The organism is Lyngbya sp. PCC 8106 (genome assembly GCF_000169095.1).
Taxonomy (GTDB): Bacteria; Cyanobacteriota; Cyanobacteriia; order Cyanobacteriales; family Microcoleaceae; genus Capilliphycus.
The window spans coordinates 45,056-67,055 of record NZ_AAVU01000037.1; the positions used below are offsets into that span (position 1 = coordinate 45,056).

Genomic DNA, 22,000 nt, shown 5'->3' on the forward strand with positions numbered 1-22,000 from the left:
TCCGGTTGATCGCCAAAGATTCATCTAAAATAAATGTTTCAAGCAACTCGTCGCCGTTTGGCAATTTGGTACACCAGTGTCACTGCTGTTTTGTTAATATTATTCGTTTGTGGCTTTTTTCTCTATTTTCGGAATACGCTGATCGAACGAATTGATGATACGCTTAATCATGTCCTAGAAGTTGTCGAACGAACTCTGGTGATTGAGTCTGTTTTTCCCGGAGAGGAAACGACTTCAGCAAACCGTCAGTTTTTGGTCAATATAGAAGCCAGTTTTCGTCACAACACTAACGCCACAGATGACGATCGCATTGAGATCGAATGGTTTAGTCCAACCGGGGAATTATTGTGGTCTACTTTCTCTGAACCTTTGAATTTTCCTTTTCATCTTAACCGCAACGGGGAAACGGTTCGCATTCCTAAACTGGGTCAAACCCAATCTATTCTACTCCGACAAATTAGCGATCGCATTCAAGTTGGTCGTCAGGTTTTAGGTTATCTCCGCATCAGTCATCCCTGGTTTGAAGTCACTAAACCCACTCGTCAATTGATGATTGATCTGACTTTGGGGGCGAGTGTAGCGGTGATTTCAGTGGGGGCTATTGGTTGGTTTCTCTCCGGTTTAGCGATCGCTCCGGTGCGTGAATCCTATCAACGTTTAAAACAGTTTACCGCAGATGCGTCTCACGAATTGCGGAGTCCTGTGGCGACGATTCAAACGAACGTTCAAGTCGCTTTAGCTGAACCGGATCTCAATCCGAGTGAACGTCAACACCTCCAATTGATCGAACGTTTAACCCGTCGTTTAGGGCGTTTAGTCGATGATTTGCTGTTTCTTGCCCGTACTGATAGCGGAATTGTTCAATCTCAATTTGTGTCGCTTCCTCTCGATGCGGTGTTAATGGAAGTGGTCGAAGAACAAACCGCGATCGCGACTGCAAAAGGAATTCATCTCCATCTCGAGATTATTGATCCTCAAGTTCCAGAAATCGAAACTTCTAGCGAGGAAACGGCGACTCCTGAGATCAGTTTAGAAGATTATTTTACCTTAACAGGGGATTGGGATCAATTGGTGCGTTTATTTACGAATTTGGTCGATAATGCAGTACAGCATAGTTCTGAAGGCGGTAAAGTCACTGTTCAACTGCAATGGGTTCGAGCGGGAAAACGTCTTTGGTTGAGTAAAGGAAGCGAATCTGGAGACAAACCCCATTTTCAATTTGAACGACTTCAAGTTTGGGTTCAAGATACCGGAAGGGGAATTCCCCCAGAAGCCTTACCTCAAATTTTTGATCGGTTTTATCGGGTTGATCCGTCTCGGAGTCATCGTCGTTATCAAGGAACTGGACTCGGACTCGCGATCGCCCAAGCTATTGTTGACAATCACCAGGGTCAAATTCAGGTTGAGAGTCAACTCAATCAAGGAACAACGATTACTGTTATTTTACCTGTTTATCGGACAGGGCTATTTAATTCTAATTCTAATTCTCTGTGAAGTTGTATCCAATTTTTCTCCCAATCAATGATTAATAGCCACCGATATAATAGGCATAATCGGGTTTTTTAATCGAGTGAACAACCTTTCGAGCCGATAAAATCATAAAGCAAAATCCACCAAAAATCAAACCCAAAGAAGCCCAAAAAACGGAAAGCGTATTCGCAAAAATGTAGCCGACTGTGAGATTAACAATCAAAGCAATAATTAAGATTCTACAAACAGCAACTCCTTGATTTAAACTAAATAAAATTAACCCATTAAATAAACCAATAACAAAGAACAAATACCCCAAACAACCTAACAGAGCTAGAATTGTTTCTTGTCTTTCCCAATCATCAGGCTTAAGGATACCCACAGTTAGGAAAACTGACAACCCAAAAAATATTACAGTGCTGATCAATGCTAACCCGTAACGATAATATAAATTGGAGGAAAATTTGACTAGATTATCAACAGTTAAAATTTTAGCTTTGCTATACCAGTAACGAATAAATATATATCCTAAATATTCGACTAATGGTACTAAAAGTAAGAAATTAAGCAAGGCTAGATCCATTCCTTTTTGATAATTAGAATCTATAGCAAAGAGTAGCCCAGAAGCCGGATTAATGGCTAAACCTGCAACAATCCGATCCGCAAAAATAAAACTAAAATAGGCTAATCCATAACCAAAATAAGGAGACATTAGATACACAACTGCACTGAGACGAGGTAATTTAACGGGAGAATCTGAATCAGCATTTCTGTATTTAATAAACCAAAATAAAACTAATGCGATCACAACTAATAAGCTGACAAACATTGCCCATATTTGTGCAACTAATGTACCTAACCCTAGCTGCAATCTTAAAAATACAAAAAATACACTTAATCCAATTAAAACTAATGGCCCGTTCCAGCGTAATTGAATTGAAAGAACAGCTAAAAGCATCCATAAAATACTGAGAATCACATAGTAAAATATAGCAATAACGATGTACTGATCTGCAAATAAACTTCGATAAAAGTTAAACCACAATCCTAAAAAACCTAGAAAAATAGTTGTAATACTTCCTAAGTACAATAGAGAAGCAGAAACTCTTTGAGCTTGACGGATTTCACCTAATGCAATATAAAATCGACCTCGGCGACTAATCATTTGTACAAATCCACCCGTTGTGGTGAGACTAGCCACCGTGACTATTGTAAAAAGTGAAGCTAATTGTGGAGGTAATAGATCTTTTTTTTCTCCGATGTCTAGATACTCCATAATTAACATCAGAATCAAAGGAATAGCATAAACAAAGCTTTGAGAAAATTCGTCAATAAAAGTCCTAATTTCATCAAATATATTTTTCCAAAACTTAACTTTTTTTGGCGGTTTTGGGGGAACGGGTGACTTGCTCAAAGATTCATAAATATACTGACCCATATCGCGAGCATTGTCAAAACCAAATTCTGCTTTGATAATTCTATCTGTATAACCGAGGGATTCAATAATAGCAGTAGCTTGCCAAGAGTTTGCTAACTGAGGACTAATTTCTTGGACAGCTTTGATTAATTCTTGTAGCTTTTCATCTGAATCACTCATTATTTTATGATTTAAAGTATTGAAGTTTTAATTTGAGAAAATGTTTCTAGATTGATTTGATCATCATTTTTTCTGAGCAGCTTTTACTCACCTCTATTTCCGGTTATTGATCTCCAACTTCTAGAAAAGGCTGATTGATTAGCTGATAATAACTCTCTAAATGTAAATCTAAAAAACGCTGTTGACTAAATAATTTTAGGGCGCGATCGCAAGCCCGTTGACCAAAGGTGCGACGTTCAGCTTCCGGTAATTCTAATAACTTAAGAATTGCTGCTGCTAATTCTTGAGGGCGACTGGCTTTTACCATTAACCCCGTATCTCCCAAAGCTTCACTAACTCCCCCGACATCTGTAGAAACAATCGTAGCACCAGATAACATTGCTTCAATCACAGCATAGGGAAAACCTTCAGAAATACTGGCCATGGCAACCACATCAGCTTCACTATAAGCACGCCAAGGTTCACTGGTAAAACCCGCAAAATTGATATTTTTTTCAATACCATATTTCTCGACCTTTTCCAAACATTCAGCAAAATATTCCTCGTCTGAGGCTTTACCATAAAAGCGAAACTCGACATCAGGAATTTTTTCACTCACAATAGCAGCAGCTTCAATTAAATCTAACTGACCTTTTAGGGGGAAAATCAAACCCATATTCATCACTTGGGGACGCTCTTTTTGGACTGGAGGTGTTGGATGAAATTTTTCTGGATCTGCTCCATTATAAATCACTTTTATTTTTTCAGGTGGTACTCCCCACCATTTTTCCCAACGAGCATTATATTCACAAACGGGTGAAATTTGGTCGGCAAAATGATAGTTTAGTTTAACGACTGCTGCCATAACCCGATAGAGAAACCGACGCACAAACACTGAAGAAATACTGCGGTTAAGATTGAGATATTGTTCGCGAATATTGATACCATGTTCGGTCAGTAGGTAAGGTGTACCTCGTTGTATCTTGGCAATAACACAGGGTAGACCACAAAAAGCGGCTGCGGAGGAATGAGTGATATCTGTCTGAGGAACCGGAATATTAATAGCAAGCAGAAAACGATAGAGTAAACGAATTGCTTCGGCTAATTCAGTAATTGTAGGTTCAACTCGTTCAGACTCAATTTGCCAATGACTACAAGCTAAATTTTGATAGGCTGACCATACGGAGTCAGAAACCATTGTTTTATGGTAGTCATAATATAAAAAATATTGATGAATTGCTAAGAGTATTTTTCCTAGTGTTTCTATGTCTAGGTCTTCAAATAATATAGCTTGTATAAATTGCTCAAATCGGGGTAAAAACTGAGTTACGATTACTTTTTTTGTAGTTTGAAACTTGCTTTTAATGGCGTTGGAAAAAGGAGACTGCCAAGAATATTCTACGGGGTCATCTGTTCCCCATAGAGGCACTTTGACCAGTTGTTTGATATTGGTTGCTAACTCATAGCGTAAGGGTAGATAAGGGTTGGCAACAATGGCAAAAAGTTTAAAATCGACTTCTGGGAGTTGTTGGGTTAATACATGACACCAGGTACTTACTCCGCCTTTGTGAAAGGGATAAGTACCTTCAGTGGTTAAGAGTACAGAGGGTCGGCTTCGGCTCATCTGGAGGATGAATTTTTCACACCACATTCATTATATATTGAGTTGTGAAAAACGGTTAATTTCCGACTGCTATCTCGTCAGCGAGACACTTGCACTACTCTTCTGATTTGACATAAAAATGATTAATTTTCTTCTTGAGAAAAATAGACTGTTGCCAACTGACCCACAAGTAAGTCATTCTTTTCATTTTTAAACTGTAATATCACTTGATGGTTGAGGTCTTCTGAGGGTAAAGGATTAATTCTGACAACAGTGGCTGCAAATTCCTGGGTTTTACGTCCTCCGCCGATTTCGACAGTTGCCTGTTGACCGGGATATAGAGCATTAATTAAGCGTGAACTTACAGGGACTTCTACATTGAGATGTTCCATTTCTGCCAGGTCTACAACTTTTGTCCCGGCAAAAATTTGATTACCTATAGCAACGGGCAAATCAACAATTACTCCAGAGCGAGTAGCTTGAATAACTTCTGTTGTTTTAATTTCTGATTCTAATATTTCTGTTTCTTCTGCTCCTGACTGTTCAGTTTCTATCGATTCATAGGGCAGTTGTATTTCTCGCAATTCAGCTAACTGTTGTTGAATCATCTGACGTTGTTCAGTCAGTTGTTGATACTGTAACTGAGCAAGTTCTAATTTTGCCTTCATTTCGGTGAGTTCTTGCTGCTGTTGATCGACGATAAGCTGACGTTCCAATTGAGATTGTTTGGTCTGTACTTCTGCAAACCTTCCCGCCGCAACGATGACTGCTTTAGCACTCTCTAAATCGGCTTCTGCAATCTTCATTTCTGCTTCTATTTGTTCTAGTTGATCCTGAGAAATTGCCCCTTGTTGTCGCAATCCTTTGTAACGCTGATAACGAGATGTTGCTCTCTGATAAAGGGCTTGAGCGCGTTCAACAGAGTCTTGTCTTTGAGGTAATGGGACTTGCTGCATTTGGTTTTGCGCCATTTTCAGTTCTGCCTCTGCTTCGGCTGCATTTGTGCGAAGTGGGGCAATATTTTCATCAAAGTATTTTATCTTCTGTTCTAACTCTAAGACTTGCTGCTGTTGAGCCATTTGTTGTTCTTGCAGAGCCATATCTTTTTGCTGTAAAGCAGTTTCCTGCTGCTGTTGAGCTATTTTTTGCTGTTGTCTTAAAGCTTGTTGTTGTTGTCTGGCAATTTTTCTTTCTTGTAACCGTAGTTTTTGTTCTTTTTGGGCTTGTTTGAGTTCCCGTTCTGCTGCGATATTTTTTAAGACTAACAACGATTGTCCGGCTGTCACCTGATCACCGATTTGTACTTGAACATCTTCTACAACTGCTGGATAATTTGCGGCGATCGCAAATGTTTTTGCGGGCTGAATTTTCCCGGTAAATTTGGTTTTTTCGATTTGGCTGGTTTGTTCTGATTCACTTAATGTTGCTAGAGGTTCTCGCAGGCGATACCGCACCAAATAAATTCCGGCGGTTACACTCACAGCAAGGAGCAATAAAACGAACAACTGCTGCCAAGATTTATTGCTACTTATTTCATCACGAACTAAACCAATCTCTAGGTTCGGATAAGGCTTGTTTAAAAAAGTGTTTGAGTCTTGAATCTGATTATTTATAGCTGAGTTTGAAATCACTTCATTTTTAAAAAATGAAACTTTTTCTTGATGCTCAAAAGAAGAATGTCGATGATTAATTCTAGAATCCATTGGTTTATAGTTTGTCCAAGTAGTTTTTGCAAAAAGCAGGGTTTGAGTGGTCAATTATGACAGTCATCAAGTCGATTTTGAGAGCATTATCTATCTCTATCAAAATCTATTGAGCTTATATAGCACTACGCAAATTGGTGTTTGACATTTCTAAATTCTGAAACCCTTTCATAGTCTGCTGTTCCCTGTTCCCTGTTCCCTGTTCCCTGTTCCCTAGCGCTACGCGCTATACTTATAGAGATTGCTGAACTGCGGTGACTAAATTTTCAGACCAATAATTTGCGAGGTCAGCGTCAATCGCTTCTACCATGACTCGAATTAGAGGTTCAGTCCCAGAAGCTCGAACTAAAATTCGCCCTTGTTCTCCCATGGCTGTTTGTGCCGTTGCGATCGCTTGTTGTAGGGGTTCACATTGTTGCCAATTACAACGACGTTCACGATCTTCTACTCGGACATTTTTCAAGAATTGAGGATAGGTGTGAAAACTTTGCTCTCGTAGTTCACTCATCGAACAATCCGAACGCTTGACTAACGCGGCTAAATGTAACGCTGTTAGTAACCCATCTCCAGAAATGCCGTAATGACGACAGAGAATATGACCAGACTGTTCGCCCCCAAGCATCGCTCCAGTCTGGATCATTTCTGCATGAACGTGTTGATCGCCCACAGAAGTCCTGAGTAACTTCCCGCCTAACTGTTTCCAGGCCATTTCAAAGCCCAGATTTGCCATCACAGTGGAAACAATGGTATCGCCGGGTAACTGTTGCTGTTTTTGCAGCATTTGACCCCAGAAGTAGAGAATATAATCACCATCAATCATCCGCCCTTGAGCATCTACTGCGATCACCCGGTCAGCATCTCCATCAAAAGCAAAACCGATATCCGCTTGATTTTCCTGAACTGCGGCTTGAAGTGGGGCGAGATGAGTGGAACCACAATTAACATTAATGCGATCGCCATCGGGTTGATTATGCAAACAAATCACTTCAGCACCCATTGTACCGAAAGCTTGGGGGGCTAGATGAACGGCGGCACCCCAAGCCAAATCTAAAACGATTCGCAGACCTGCTAAATTGACGGTGGGGAGTAAGGGGTCTTGTAAAGACTGAAGATATTGATCTAATAATTCGGGTCGATAGTGTTGTTGTCCGCAATAGACGGGTTTATAGGATTCAAGTCCTATAGATTCTCCTAATCCTCGAATTCCGGCTTCAATCTGTTTTTGTAAGTTTGTGGTTAGCTTAGTCCCATCTGCTGCGAATATTTTAATGCCATTATCTTCTGGGGGGTTGTGGCTAGCCGAAATCATCACCCCGCCAATGGCGTCGGAAATGTGGGTCAGATAGGCAACGGTGGGGGTCGGACATAAACCGAGATACCAAACCTCTAATCCGCTAGCTGTTAGACCCGCAGACAATGCTTTTGCTAACAGATTGCTGGAGTTGCGAGAATCCTGGCCAATAATTACAGGCCCCTGTTTAGGATTCTCAGCTTGTAAGATTTTCCCAGTCCAAAATCCGATTTGTTGGACAAGAGGTACAGTTAAAACTTCTCCGACTTTTCCGCGAATGCCATCGGTACCAAATAGGGGAGTTGTGGGTAAATCAAGGAGAGAACGGTCAAAAAGATTGTGAGTAGTAGATGCAAGCATGAATTTTATCCTGGGTTTGTGTTGGTTTGCTGGAAATTGATCAAACAAAGTTCCCTGAAAAAATGTCTTCTACAGGGTTGGTTAAACGAAACTGAAAGCTTGATCATCAGTTAGATTAAGAGTTTTCTCCCCTTGAACAATTGCAATTAATTCATCTTTACCTGGAGTATTGAGGAAAATTGCGATGCCCGTCTCACGATTAAGACTATACTTGGTTTCTAAACGATAATCTGAGGCTTTACCGTGTAGTTGAATGATGTCGTCACCCCGTTTAAAGTCAGCAATTAGGGCATAGTCATTTAATCCTTGGTTCAGACGAGATGAAAACCAATAGTAAGTATCGTCATTGTAATAAGTTTGATTTGAATCTCCAAGTACAAAGCGGTCTTTGTTCTTTTCACCAACTAGAACATCGATTTCCCCTAACCCGGCTTGGGTACTATTTGGGTCAACACCGATGAGGATATCATTGTCTTCACCACCGTAGAGGGAGTCGTTACCTGCATCGCCATTGAGGAGGTCATCGCCTTTATTTCCTTTGAGTTCGTCTTGGCCTTCACCACCATTGAGGGTATCGTTGCCATCTTGACCATCTAACTTGTCATCACCTGCATCACCATTGAGGAGGTCATCTTGTTTACCGCCTTTGAGTTCGTCTTGGCCTTCACCACCATTGAGGGTATCGTTGCCATCTTGACCATCTAACTTGTCATCACCTGCATCACCATTTAAGGTGTCATTACCATCATCACCTTTGAGTTCGTCTTTACCTTCACCACCATTGAGGATGTCATTGCCTTCTTTTCCTTCGATTTTGTCATCACCGCCAAGACCATTAATTTCATCATTATTAACAGTTCCTTTGATATCATCATTGCCGCCAGTACCGTTGATAACGTTGCCAGGATTTGGAGGTTCAGTTGCGACCTGCTGCACCTCTAGATTTTTGATATTGAATCGATCTTCAGGAGTTACATCGGAGGTGGAAGCTGCAATGACGAGTACATTACCACTTACTTCACCAGTATTGATATCTGCCCACCGTGAACTTGAACTATCGACATCATTGTCTTGTTTTAAGTCAAGACTGTTTAAGAAGTTATCATTTAAGATGTTGTGGTTATTGAACGGGTTATTCTTTGTACCCACCCAATAGGTGATATCACTGTCGTTCACCACAGAATCTAGGAATGCGCGATCAACAACAACCTTCTCGGAGAATTCAAATAAGACGTAGTTCTGTTGATACACATTATCAACTAGATTTAGATCATTGCTTCCGTTACCTTCTGAGCTATCGGTGACTCCCAGCCCACCAGAGAAACTACCTAAAAAGGCTTGCTCCCAGTTTCCTTGTTCACTGCGACTGAAAGCACTGGTTTTGACAGAAATATCACCCGCATTAAAGCTGCGAATATTGCCATCTGCACCATCTGAGCCACTATTACCTGTGAAATCAAAGGTCTTGTTTACTGGGTCTGGAGGAGCTACTGAGTTTACGGTGACACTAAAGGTTTCATCTACAGTCTGACCATTAGATGTCCCTCGAATGGTAATTTCGGCTGTGCCGGATTGATTGTCTAGATAGTCTAAGGTGAGTATATTTCCGTTAATGCTAGTTTGAACTAATCCGTTATTACTATTAGCAAATACGGTCTTGGTAATCTCGGCGTTATCGTTGTCAATATCATCGAAGACATTACCTAAATCTAGAGTTGTGTTCGCTGCATTTTCAGCTACAGATACATCAGAAATCGGATTGACAATAGTGGGGGCATCATCGACTGAGTTAACGTTGACAGTAAATGTGTCTGTTACTTTTTGGTTGTTGGATGTGGCTTCTACGGTAATGTCTGCCGTACCGAATTGATTTTCTAGATAGTCTAAGGTGAGTGTATTTCCGCTAATATTGGTTGTGACTAATCCGGTATTGCTGTTAGTTTTGACTGTTTTAACAATCAGGTTGTTATCGTTATCAATATCATCAAAGACATTGGTTAAATCGATAGTTTGATTAGCCGCATCTTCATCTACGGTAATATTAGCAATGGGATTCGCAACTGTGGGGGGAGCGTCTACTGAGTCTACAGTTACAGTAAAGGTTTCATCTACTATTTTACCATTAGATACACCTCGAACTGTGATTTCTGCTGTGCCGGATTGATTGTCTAGATAGTCTAAGGTGAGTATATTTCCGTTAATGCTAGTTTGAACTAATCCGTTATTACTATTGGCAAATACTGTCTTTGTAATATCGGCGTTATCGTTATCAATATCATCGAAGACATTACCTAAATCTAGAGTCGTGTTCGCTGCATTTTCAGCTACAGATACATCAGAAATCGGATTGACAACAGTGGGGGCATCATCAACTGAGTTAACGTTGACAGTAAATGTGTCTGTTACTTTTTGCCCATTGGATGTGGCTTCTACAGTAATGTCTGCCGTACCGAATTGATTTTCTAGATAGTCTAAGGTGAGTGTATTTCCGCTAATATTGGTTGTGACTAATCCGGTATTGCTGTTAGTTTTGACTGTTTTAACAATCAGGTTGTTATCATTATCAATATCATCAAAGACATTGGTTAAATCGATAGTTTGATTAGCCGCATCTTCATCTACGGTAATATTAGCAATGGGGTTGGCAACTGTGGGGGGTTGATCTTGTGGAATTTCAGCAAAGCTAATACTGGCTGTGTGCTGACTATCGTTGTTAAATACCATCTCCAAAATGTCACCATTGAGGGTGGTACTATCAGCGCCCGTTGTCACAACTTCTTGTCCTTGGGGAATCTTTAAATCAAGCTTGACAGTTCCCGCCCCTGTAAAAGTATAGTTTAAATTCTGACCATTGCCAGTCACAGAAATCAGTTCCGCCCGCATTGGCAAGTCAATAATCCGAGTCACATCTAGGGGAGTATTCCCTAAGTTAATGGTAAATTCGCCACCATTCTTTGGTAAGAATACGGTGTCTTGGTCGTAAGCATACCAGTTATTAACGCTCTGAATCTTTTGACCTTTTTCAACATTTAAACCAAAGCTACCGACACTTGTATTGGTGGCTTCTTCTACTTTGGCAGTAATCGTATTTCCTGTACTTTCTGTAAAGACTTTTGCTTTTTCAAATGTTTTGATTCGCTCGCTTAAATCTGCTGCTGTGACAAATTCTGCACCTTCGCTATAAGCTTTAGCGATTAAATTGGTAAACATTTCCTCAGTGTAACCCGGTGCAGCATTAGGCGGATTAGTCTGCCAATTTGTCGGGCCGTAGTCATGCCAAGGCCAGTGAAAAATGGGCATCCCGGCGTGATTAGCAATATCGTTATATTCTTGTTTCCAGATTGCTTCTGCTTGAGTCGCTGTTTTCCCTTCAAACTGCACTAAAGAGAAGTCAAACTTCATATTGGGTGCTAAATAAACAAAGTCTTCTCCCTCAAATGGTAAGCCAAAAGCGCCTGGATAACCTGCACCAACTCCTGAATATCCTCCACTTACATAGTCAAGATATTTCTTCAGTTCTTGACTGACTTGAAATCCCTCGGGCGCACCAGGAATAGCAGCACCGACTACATCAATTCCTAAGTTTTGTTCAATCACGAATTGAGATTGATTAAATTCAAATTCTAGTTGAGTAGGAGTAAGGGGATTTGTATCTTCTGGGTGAGTATAGGAGTGAGTACCAATTTCGTTACCCATCGCCAGCATTTCCTGGTAATAAGGGCTGGAAATACTCCAATCTGTTTGTTGATCAGGAGGATTATTCCCAACATTTATATAGTAGGAACCAACAAAGTTATAGTCATTTTTCCACTGTTCTAAAATTGGTAAAAGTGCATCATAAATTCCAGGATTAGTATCAATAACATCAAAAGTTTCCTGGGACTGATCCATATCATTTCGGGAAACAAATATCCCTTCATCCCGGCTCAGATTCAGTCGTGCAGTTGGTTGTTCATCTAAAACTGACCACTCCAGTGCTTCCCAAAGGAGGTTGTTATCACCCATAAATCCTTCGGTGGCAAAGTGAACATTTCTGCCTCCTGTTTGAGTGGCAATGACTGCTTTGTTATCGACACCGTTGGCGACTATATCTGCTAATATTGCGGGTTGATTACTATCAGGAAGACCGTCATCATACTCACCATAGCTATTAAAAAATATGTTGTTATAAGTGCGAATTGTCTCATTTGCGGTGTACCCTTCCATGACTGGATGAGTAATATCTGTTGCTTGGAGAGTGCCATTTACAGGCCCATCACCCCCGACTCTTTGGAGGTCTATGAGTTGACGCATCCGGCTGTATGAATTTCCGGGGAGAGGATTATTATTTTGGTCGTTTGTAAGGAAATCTCCGGCTGTAATTAAGCCAATATCATATCGATAAACAGCATCTAATAATGTGTCTTCTATTGCTGCAACTTTATCGCTAGGAACGTTACGGAAGGAAGGAAATATTAGGGTGTCATAATTGACTAAATTATTAATATCAGTAACATCGTTTTCACTTAAAATATCAAAAGGAATTCCCGCCTGCATTGCTTGATATTGCGTGGAAAGGAAGAGCTGAGTATAGGCTTTTTCATCAAAGAATTGTTGAGCTGTTGTTTCTGAATAGACTATCCCAACTTTTTGACTAAAATCTGTCCGAGGGGGTAAAACTTCTGGGGCTGAAACAGTATATTTTTGATTCGTATAATCCCCTGGTAAAAAGACAGTATTGTTAATGTCAATTAAAGTCTCAACAGTTTGGGGTAATCCTTCTAATTGGGTGATGGGAACGGCAAATTCTACAATTTGGTTGTTAGGATCATAACTATAATCTATGACACTTACTAAAGTTTCTCCCGCACCTCCAGTATAAAGAGAAGGAATACCATTAATATCAAAGTTGACGTTATATTCGGCTCCTCCTGCAAAACCAAAAATCTGATAACCTGTACTGGTATTCTGGTCAGTATTTAGCCATAAAGTTGTATTTGCACCAATTGTATTGGTATCAGTTTGAAAGCCAAAAACATAGGCATCTCCGGTATATTTGCCGTAGATTTGATATCCAGCTTGCCCTGTTCCTGGAGCAAAATCCAAACGGTCTGATGCTGTCCAATCTGCTATATTTCCATCGACTGTAACATCTCCATATTGTGCAGAGAGTTCTATTGTTTCTCCCTGTTTATTAACCCATTGGTCATCTTGTTCTTTGAGGGCTGAAATTTCCGGCATAGAAATTGTTTCACCTTGAACAAGGTTGGCAAAAATCTGCCCTTCATCTCCCTTACTATCTGCGCCCTTATTCAGTTGGTTATCAATATAATGACCTAATTCTTCCCAGAGAAGATTTTTGACGGCTACCGGATTATCTGCATTTGCCTCTAGGAATTGTTCGGAGTAATAAGCAGTATTTTTTTTGCTATCAAAAGCTCCATTGGCTCCATTGATTTTATCAGACTTAACAATTTGAATCTTCGGTAAATGCTTTTTATCTCCCGATGAGATTTCCTCAATTAAGCTTTCAGCTTCTTCTTTAGTAAAACCATAGCCAAAAGCCAGGTTCATTTTAAATTCAAAATCTGGGTTTTTTGAAAAATCCTTGAGTTCAGAAAAAATATTTTTTCGCTTAGTGTCTAAGATTTCTTCGAGTAATTTTATGTTTGCCATTGTTAATTGTTATTTTGATGATAAAAAACTGGATTTTGACAAGAGTAAATACTTGAGTTTGTGGTCGGTATATTGAGCAACTCAGGATCGAAAATTGTGGTTTTGTCTCAATTCATTCAATCAACTTGCTAATAAGCTTCTTTGTCTTAAGTTGATTTGTTCTTGTAAACAGTTTTGTAGAACTTGGTCAGAAATTAGAGATTTCATCAACAGAATTTCTCCCAGCTTTTTCCCGGTATTTATTTGTTCTTGCAAGGCGACTTGTAATTGATTCTGAGAAATAAATTGTTTCTGAAGCAAAATTGTACCCAGTGGAACAGTCTGCTGTAAATTCATTTCTAATTCTTTGAGAGATATTAACTTCAACTCCCAACTCAGAGCGCTACTAACAATAGTATCTAGATTGTTGTATTGAGGTTTCCAACCCAAAATTTGACGAATTTTATCAGAACAAGCAATCACACAACCGGGGTCTCCTGCGCGTCTTTCTATTTCAATGACGGGGAAATTTACCCCAGAAAATTCTTTGACTTTTGCTAACACTTCCTTAACACTGTAACCCTGACCATAACCACAGTTAAAAATCTGACTTTCATGATCTTCTTGTAGATAACGCAAAGCATCAAGATGAGCTGCGGCTAAATCTTCTACATGGATGTAATCCCGAATTCCTGTACCGTCGGGAGTGGGAAAATCTGTACCGAAAATGCTCACAGATTGACGTCTGTTTAATGCTGCATCTATCGCAACTTTAATCAGATGACTGGCTTTTTTATTAGATTGACCAATCCGCCCATTGAGGTCTGCTCCAGCGACGTTGAAGTAGCGCAAAATTACATACTTTAATCCAGATGCTTGACTATAATCTTTAATCATCTGTTCACTCATTAATTTAGAGTAACCGTAGGGATTAATGGGTGCAGTTGGGGTTGACTCCCGTACCGGATTTTCTACGGTTTCGCCATAAACTGCTGCTGTACTCGAAAAAACGAGCTTTTTAACTCCGTATTTTTCACAGCATTGCAGCAAGTTTAAGGTGTTACGAGTGTTATTTCCGTAGTAAGCAAGGGGATTTGCTGTTGATTCTGGCACTGAAATGCTAGCCGCAAAGTGCAAGACTGCATCAAACTGATGTTCGGCAAATACCTGATCTAATTTTTGTTTGTCTTCTAAATCTCCTACAACTAATTCGCCATAAAGCACCGCTGTTTGTGAGCCTGTAGAGAGATTGTCATATACTACGACTTCGTAACCTATTTCTCTTCCTAACTGTTTAACGACATGGGAACCAATATAACCTGCTCCTCCCGTCACCAATATCTTTTTACGCCCTGTCAGTATTGACATTTTTACTCTGATTACTTCCGTATATCCACGTAAACAATCATGCTTCTAAAAACATCCATTTGGCAAGCGATCTAGATAAATTTTACAAAGAACATATCAATTAATCTTTTTATATAAATCTTTGATGAATTATCTAAGGTTAGATTGACTAGGTGTATGTTGCCGTTATAAGATTTTATCTATTTTTTAGACAAGCTTTGAAGCTTAATATTTCTTTAATTTACTTTTCTTGTTAAATAAGCTTATAATGTATTTTTTGGGTGTATTTGTTGTTTAATCGTCTATATGCAAACATTAGCCTTAGATTTGATAACAATTTTTTGGCTCTATACTCTACTCGCTATCTTCTTTTTTGGGTGGCCTTATCAAAGTTTTTATAGCTCTCCTCACAACTCCTGGCTAGATAAAATAGTTAGCAGCTTCGCTAGAATCGTTCTTGCAATCACAGCAGGAGTTTTAACCCTAAGTGCTTTCCATCTGTTCGGTTGGTTAACCTTGGTGCTATTTTATGTAGGATTTTTACTACTTATTTGGTGTCATCACCAGGGTAAAACTGCTCGAAAAAAAATAACTGCATTTTTTCAGAGTTGGCTATTTTTCTTGATGGATGTTCTGGAGCAAGGATTACCCACGAAAAATATTTTTAGAGGTTCCTTGAACATTTATCGTAAATATAAACAGAAATTGCTAACTATCATCAGTCTTCAAGATATTAACAGTCCCCAAAAAATACTCAACTTTCTAGCACTAACCGTCGTTTTGACTTTCACTTTATTACTGCGTTTTGAACACCCACTGCTAGAAATGCGCCTAGAAACTCCAGAAAGCTATCAAAACTTACTGCTAACTCAGCAATTTTTAACGGGAGACTGGCAGCCCATTCAATATTTACCTGTATTTTCGGCTTTGGCTGCTGTGATGTCGCTACTTGCTTCAGTTGATCCGATGCAGGTTGTCCGTTTTCTTGAACCCATGTTTGGGTTTTTGGTCGTGTTGAGTGTGGGTTACAGTCTACAAACTTTAACTAAAAAGAGTGCTGTTGCTTTAGTGGGAATGTTTAGTTTAGGAGCATATCTGTTTACCTCCTCTTTAGAGATTTCTACAAATTTACCGCTTTGGTTTCAGCAAGTTTTGGGAACTGTTATTGGAAGCTTAAACTTTTCTCTAGTTCGACAGTGGGCGGTGGGTGATCAAGAAATTGCTGCCCTATTTTTAGTTCTTTCTCTGGCTTGTTGTACTCAGGTTTATTTCAGGAAACAACGCCAAACTGCGGTGATAAATACTGGTTGTTGCTTGGTAATGGTCGCGATCGCTGCACCTCCATTCCTGATCCTTGCTTTTATAGGAATAGTTGGGGTGATGGGTGGACGTATTTTAGGATTAGTTTTAGTTTCATTTACATGGTTATTTTTGGCTTTATTATTTGCTTTTTCCCCAGAAAAGTTTGACTTTTTACAAGTTTTTTTAGTGACATTACCCGTCGGATTAAGTTTACTAACTGGCTTATTATTTTTATTTATAACTTGGCTCTTATTACCAATTTTAAAACAAAACTCAGAAATCGTTTGTTTGATTTTGCTATTTAGTTTTTCCTGCAATTTTTTACTTCCGCCTCCGGCTAAGATTAATTATTTAGAACATGAAATTGCGGCTCGTAAAAGCTTGGAAATACGGACAAGATTTCCGATAAAACGTTGGCTAATCGTTGCTCCACCTGAACAACTTGCTCAAAATTACCGTGCAGGTTGGTATGAAGATTTAGCCGAATTTGTAAAACAATATCTACCGGAAGTAACGATTGATGATTTTCAGTTTCCCTACGAAGTACCAGATTTATTTGTGTTCGTAGAAAAACAACCTCTGGCGGTAAACTCTTTGAACTCGCAGCCAGTCATTTCTCATTCAGTTTTATCAGATAACACCTATCGCTATTATCGTTCTTTAGCAGGTCGCACCAGTTTAGAATTTGAAGCCTTAAAATTATGTGAACTGTATCAGCAACATCACCCCGGTGCTTCTATTTATTATGAAGATAATCAACTCAAAATTTATCATTTTGAACTCTGAGTTTTTGAGTTTAATGATTGAATATAATTGACTTCTTCTTGCCAGTAAGAAGGTAGACTATTCCAAGGATCTTGGTCAGGGTTATCTGGACTATCATCTGTAATATATACATATTGAATATTACGTTCTACTGCTTTGTCAATATGACTTTTCATCGTTGCTGCATCGGGTACGGTATGAATCAAGCAAGAAAAACGTTGAGCATCATAATGACTGACATAAGCAGAGGGTTGATATTCTGGCCAAGCTGTAGAATAATTCTCAAAAATAATGGCAATATCTGCTGCGGGTTTCGTGAGATAACCTTCGTCGGGATGAGTACCTTGATTAAGCACAACTGTATCGAGATTGGGTTGGGCTTTAATATAGTTATAGATTTCTTGATAATAGCCTAATTGATCAGATCCACTCGCGGCTTCATCTAAGAAAATACCTTCGAGATTGTAATCAGTATTGTAGAGATCAATATCTGCTTTCACTTCTGCAATATTGCGCTTTCCATAGTTAGTCGCAACATATCCTAAAATATTCATATTTGCTTTGCGGAGGTCTTCAAGACCTTTGGTATAATCCTGATTGGGCGGACCTCCACCCGGACCATTATTCGGATTAATAATGACAGTAGTAGGTACTTTTTTAGCAGTTTTGACAACTTCAGGCCAAAAATAAGTGTCTTGATTATACCAAGTTGGATAAGAATACAAGGGAATGAGCAATTGGATGTTAGTCGTATTTTCGGGTTGTTTGGCTGAACAAACCACTAATAATGATGACAATAGAAATATCAGAGTAAAGTTACTAATTTTGGATTTCAATTTAGACATTTCTCACTTTAAATGGGTTATGGGGAAGCATAAGCGGAGAAACATCTTGGAGTCAACCCTGTGCTGGGTACCATTGTATAGCAATTGTATAGCAGAAGTCGTTAGGTCAGAAGTCAAATTTTTGCTAGACTTAGACTTGACAAAATTGTGGGTGTTCTAATTTCCAGTAGCGACTTCTATATTTTTTGGCTTTTCGTGAACCTAACGCAACTTCCAGATGACCGAAAAAATTGGGATACAAGCCCCGTCCGTGATTGACGGCTTTCTGCTAAACTTTCTTTTGTGGAAAGGGTAATCAACCACACTAAAAACCCAGTCGCCGAAAAGGCAGCGCACCTTGACGCACTGAAGTTATGGGGTTCCGTATAGGAAAGCTTGTACGGGTAAAAGCTTCAAGCAACAAGTACAGAGAAACCAAGATTTTAGGTTTTGAACTGTAGGGTAGGGCATACCCAAACAGGCTGATGAAATGGAGCAAAACGCTTGAGGAGAGTCCATCTCTGGTATAGATAGGTCGCCCTATTTGTATTAAGTGGACTCGCTGAACCAAGAATCCCCGCCGTTTACGGCGTGGGAGTGTCAAATCGATATCTCCGACTACTTAGGTATAGGGGCGTTTTAGTCACCTAACGCGATACATCCCCCAAAATTTTTTCTCTCGGTTGCGAAAAGTTTACTAGAGAAACCCTATAACTCTATACACGCGCTTCCTTATCCTCAGTGCTAACACTGAATACTGTAAGGGTATGGCGACTGCTGTACCCCTACTCTCTTTCTACTGGGTGTCAGAGTATTAAATTTTTCCAACAACTGCAACTCATTCTACTATTCAAACCGGGAGAAGCCTTTTATGCGTTTACCTGTTAATGTTCCTCGTCGCCTCAGTCATGAAACAACGGTAATTTTAGTTCGTCACGGTGAGAGTCTTTCCGATCTTCCAGGTTATGATTCAGGAAACTGTGATGAGGATGTATTAACAGAAAAAGGTCGTGACCATGCTTCTTTAACCGGTTTAGCATTAAAAAAATCAAATATTAGTGCGATTTATACTAGCCCACTCAAACCGACTCAACAGACTGCCATTGAAATTTTAGGGGCTTTTAGTCAAACGGGTGAAACTTTACCTCAAATGCGTCAGTCTGAAGATTTAGAAGAAATTGATCTTTCGGCTTGTCCAGATTTACCCTTACAAAAGGTTAGAAAAGAATTTTCCTCTGAATTTCAGATGGAAGTTTCCTCCTCTACAAAAGCAGCGAAAAGCCCCAAAAAATCGGCAGTTTGTAGCCTAGTTAAAGCCTCTCATTCTCAGGTGTTAGATCTTTATCAACACTCTAAAAAGTTTTGGAAAACTGTTCTGAGGCGTCATCAAGGTCAAACCATTTTAGTGATCGGTCATTCTAATAAAAATCGGGCTTTAATTAATACGGCTTTGGGTATTGAAGCTAGTTTGTTTCATAGCAGTCAGCAATCAAGTTGTGGTATTAGTATTTTAAAGTTTCCGCAAAATCGTCTCAACCCTGGAGAATTAAAGGCTATTAATATGACCGCTCATTTATGTGAAAGTTTACCTCAAATCGAAGTTGAAAAACAAGGATTACGTTTACTGTTTGTTTCCGCTTCAAATCAGAATCCTCAACAAATCAAAAAAATCTCTGAACAGCTTCAAGCGGTTTCAATTGATTTTTGTTTAAGTCAAATTTTAAATAACTCTCAAATTATATCCGATCAAATTCTTCGTTATCATCCCAATGTTATGCAGTTTCAAGTTTTAAAAGATGATTTGTTACAAGCATGGGAAAAAAAGATTCAAGAACGAAATCAATTTGCTTCGGCTTTTAAACAGGATAAAAAAATACGAACAGGTTTAGTGATTGTCGATGATTTGATTATCAAACACTTTTTGAGTCAAGTTCTCAATTTAAGTTTAAATCAAGTCCAAAATTGGCAATTAGACCCCGGAACGATTCATTCTATATACTATCCATTTGAACATCCGGCAACAATTCAAACGCTGAATTATCGCTGTTATCTGTAGGTCTGAGGCTCTATTATTCACCCGATAAATTATCTTTCTGGAGAATTATAAATCACCAAATTGTCTCGATGAATCACTGTTTCTGCTCCGGCGTATCCTAACACTTCCGGAATTTTTTCGGAACGATATCCTTTAATTTTTTGGAGTTCTGCACAATTATAATTGACTAACCCTCTAGCAATTTCTCGACCTCCTAAATCACAAATTTTTACAGAATCTTGGGTTTGAAATTCTCCTTCAACTTGCGTAATTCCAGCCGCCAGGAGAGACTTTCCCTGTTGACCAATTGCTCGTACTGCACCCTCATCTAAATAGAGTTTTCCCATCGGAATTAACACATTTGCAATCCAATGTTTACGAGCATTAACAGGTCTTGCTTGGGCTGCAAAATGGGTTCCTATGGTTGCACCGTCTAGAATTTTTTCTAAATTTTGAGGGGATTTTCCCTCTGTAATTACAGTTCTAACTCCTGAACTGGTAGCAATTCTAGCCGCTTCTATTTTTGTAATCATTCCTCCTGTTCCCCAACCACTGCGCGAGTCTCCGGTTTGGATTTGTAGGTCTTGAAGTTGTTCGATATGAGTGACTAAATCAATCGGTTGTGCATTAGGATTATCACGGGGGTCGGCTGAATACAGTTGATCAACATCAGTTAATAAAAATAGCCAGTCTGCTTCGACTAAACTCGCCACTAACGCAGAAAGGGTGTCATTATCTCCAAATTTGAGTTCATCAACCGCAACGGTATCATTTTCATTTACAATGGGAATAACACCCAGTTTTAAAAGTTGTTGAAAGGTGTTATAAGCATTAACATAACCACTGCGTTGAATCAGATCACCACGAGTCAGGAGAACTTGAGCAATGGGTTGATTTAAACAAGTAAATAAATCATCATAAACCCGCATTAAACGCCCTTGACCGACTGCTGCTACCGCTTGTTTGAGGGTAATCGTGCGAGGTCGTTCACTCAGTCCTAAGCGATCGCAACCGACTCCTACAGCACCCGAAGAAACTAAGACCACTTGTTCTCCTTTTTGGCGTAGATGAGTCAGCGTCTCGACTAATGTTGCTAAGGTCGATAATGCTAAGTGACCTGTTTTGACTTGAGTTAAACTAGAGGTGCCAATTTTAACAACTATTGTTTGAGACATAGGAGTTTGTAAAGCGTAAAAATCGGGCTTTATTGTTGTTCTAACTCTTTCGGTTTGGGGATTATTTAAAGCGAATGAATAATCTTTATTTTCTGTTGGATGACAACCTCAGTTTTATTAACATTTTTTTCCAATTGAGTCCATCAAACCAATCACTACCCTGATCAACATTCATTTAATCAAGCTTGAGAGACGCCCCCAAAATATTAGAAAGCCACACTTCTAGCGATCGCATCGAATACAGTGTACTTCCGGGTGTAGAATCTAGCATCGGTTCAACCAAAATCGTAAACATTCCCAAGCGATTTCCGGCTAATACATCGGTAAATAAGCGATCGCCAACCATACCAATTTGGGAAATCGGCAAATTCATCGCATCGATAGCCCGTCTAACTTTACGTCGAGACGGTTTACCTGCTCCACTAATGTAAGGCAAATTCAAAGCTTGGCCAATCGCGCTAATTCGAGGTTGACTGATATTGTTACTCACCAACCACACACTCACGAGAGGTCGAATCGTTTCAATCCACTGATGAAGTTCCTCAGACACTTGAGAGCGAGTAATCGGAACCAACGTTTCATCAACATCTAGGATCAGCCCTCGCAAGCGATTTTGCTCTAGGATCTCTGGTTTCAAGCCAATCACGGAATCACCTAATATTAAATCAGGTTGTAACAAGTTCCCCCAAGTCATAAACTACTCAGAAATTTTAGCTTTTTTATCATAGCTGAAAATTGATCCCTCTAGATAACCAGGTTTACCGTCAACAGTTCTGACGAGTGCGATGCGTCCAGCCTCCGCGTGGGTGTGACATTTTACAAAGTGGATGATTCTCTGAGCAGATCGCAGTTGAAATTGATTGTTCTTCGTGATCACCGCTGAGGTTCGAGATCTAGGCCCAACGCTACCCCATT

The 22,000-nt window shown here is 39.6% G+C and carries 12 protein-coding genes; 3 read left to right on the forward strand and 9 right to left on the reverse strand.

What is annotated here, in order from left to right:
* The first annotated feature begins 33 nt into the window (after nucleotides 1–33).
* A complete protein-coding gene (locus tag L8106_RS21335) occupies nucleotides 34–1,494 on the forward strand; it encodes a cell wall metabolism sensor histidine kinase WalK (RefSeq protein ID WP_009786530.1) in 1,461 nt (486 codons plus the stop codon).
* A gap of 31 nt (nucleotides 1,495–1,525) precedes the next feature.
* On the opposite strand, the gene L8106_RS21340 is transcribed toward L8106_RS21335, so the two are convergent.
* From L8106_RS21340 to galE, 6 genes are all read right to left on the reverse strand, one after another.
* Entirely contained in the window at nucleotides 1,526–3,067 is a 1,542-nt protein-coding gene (locus L8106_RS21340; RefSeq protein WP_009786531.1) for a hypothetical protein, read from the reverse strand.
* Between the two features lie 103 nt (nucleotides 3,068–3,170).
* On the reverse strand, nucleotides 3,171–4,670 hold the full coding sequence (pelF, locus tag L8106_RS21345; protein WP_039896889.1) for a GT4 family glycosyltransferase PelF: 1,500 nt from the start codon (nucleotides 4,668–4,670) through the stop codon (nucleotides 3,171–3,173).
* Between the two features lie 122 nt (nucleotides 4,671–4,792).
* A complete protein-coding gene (locus L8106_RS21350) occupies nucleotides 4,793–6,352 on the reverse strand; it encodes an HlyD family secretion protein (RefSeq protein WP_156803782.1) in 1,560 nt (519 codons plus the stop codon).
* Nucleotides 6,353–6,584: 232 nt separating this feature from the next.
* Nucleotides 6,585–8,003 (reverse strand): phosphoglucosamine mutase, encoded by a 1,419-nt coding sequence (gene glmM / locus L8106_RS21355; RefSeq protein ID WP_009786534.1) that lies wholly within the window; start codon nucleotides 8,001–8,003, stop codon nucleotides 6,585–6,587.
* 81 nt (nucleotides 8,004–8,084) lie between these two features.
* Complete coding sequence (locus L8106_RS29890) at nucleotides 8,085–13,658, reverse strand: polysaccharide deacetylase family protein (protein ID WP_009786535.1); 5,574 nt, start codon at nucleotides 13,656–13,658, stop codon at nucleotides 8,085–8,087.
* A gap of 120 nt (nucleotides 13,659–13,778) precedes the next feature.
* On the reverse strand, nucleotides 13,779–15,005 hold the full coding sequence (gene galE / locus L8106_RS21370; protein ID WP_039896891.1) for a UDP-glucose 4-epimerase GalE: 1,227 nt from the start codon (nucleotides 15,003–15,005) through the stop codon (nucleotides 13,779–13,781).
* Nucleotides 15,006–15,290: 285 nt separating this feature from the next.
* Here galE and L8106_RS21375 point away from each other — a divergent pair, with 285 nt between their 5' ends.
* Complete coding sequence (locus L8106_RS21375) at nucleotides 15,291–17,072, forward strand: hypothetical protein (RefSeq protein ID WP_009786537.1); 1,782 nt, start codon at nucleotides 15,291–15,293, stop codon at nucleotides 17,070–17,072.
* On the opposite strand, the gene L8106_RS21380 is transcribed toward L8106_RS21375, so the two are convergent.
* Nucleotides 17,057–17,896 (reverse strand): spherulation-specific family 4 protein, encoded by an 840-nt coding sequence (locus tag L8106_RS21380; protein WP_039896893.1) that lies wholly within the window; start codon nucleotides 17,894–17,896, stop codon nucleotides 17,057–17,059. The two genes, L8106_RS21375 and L8106_RS21380, sit on opposite strands and share 16 nt — an antisense overlap.
* A gap of 850 nt (nucleotides 17,897–18,746) precedes the next feature.
* On the opposite strand from L8106_RS21380, the gene L8106_RS21385 reads away from it, so the two are divergent.
* The gene (locus L8106_RS21385) at nucleotides 18,747–19,931 is read left to right on the forward strand and encodes a histidine phosphatase family protein (protein WP_009786539.1); all 1,185 of its coding nucleotides are present in this window, start codon (nucleotides 18,747–18,749) and stop codon (nucleotides 19,929–19,931) included.
* Between the two features lie 29 nt (nucleotides 19,932–19,960).
* Here the strand turns inward: L8106_RS21385 and proB are convergent, their stop codons facing one another.
* Both proB and L8106_RS21395 read right to left on the reverse strand, forming a co-directional pair.
* A complete protein-coding gene (proB, locus tag L8106_RS21390) occupies nucleotides 19,961–21,085 on the reverse strand; it encodes a glutamate 5-kinase (RefSeq protein WP_009786540.1) in 1,125 nt (374 codons plus the stop codon).
* Nucleotides 21,086–21,260: 175 nt separating this feature from the next.
* Nucleotides 21,261–21,779 carry a YqeG family HAD IIIA-type phosphatase gene (locus L8106_RS21395; protein WP_009786541.1) on the reverse strand — a complete coding sequence of 173 codons (519 nt, stop codon included), beginning with the start codon at nucleotides 21,777–21,779 and terminating at the stop codon, nucleotides 21,261–21,263.
* Between the last annotated feature and the right edge of the window lie 221 nt (nucleotides 21,780–22,000).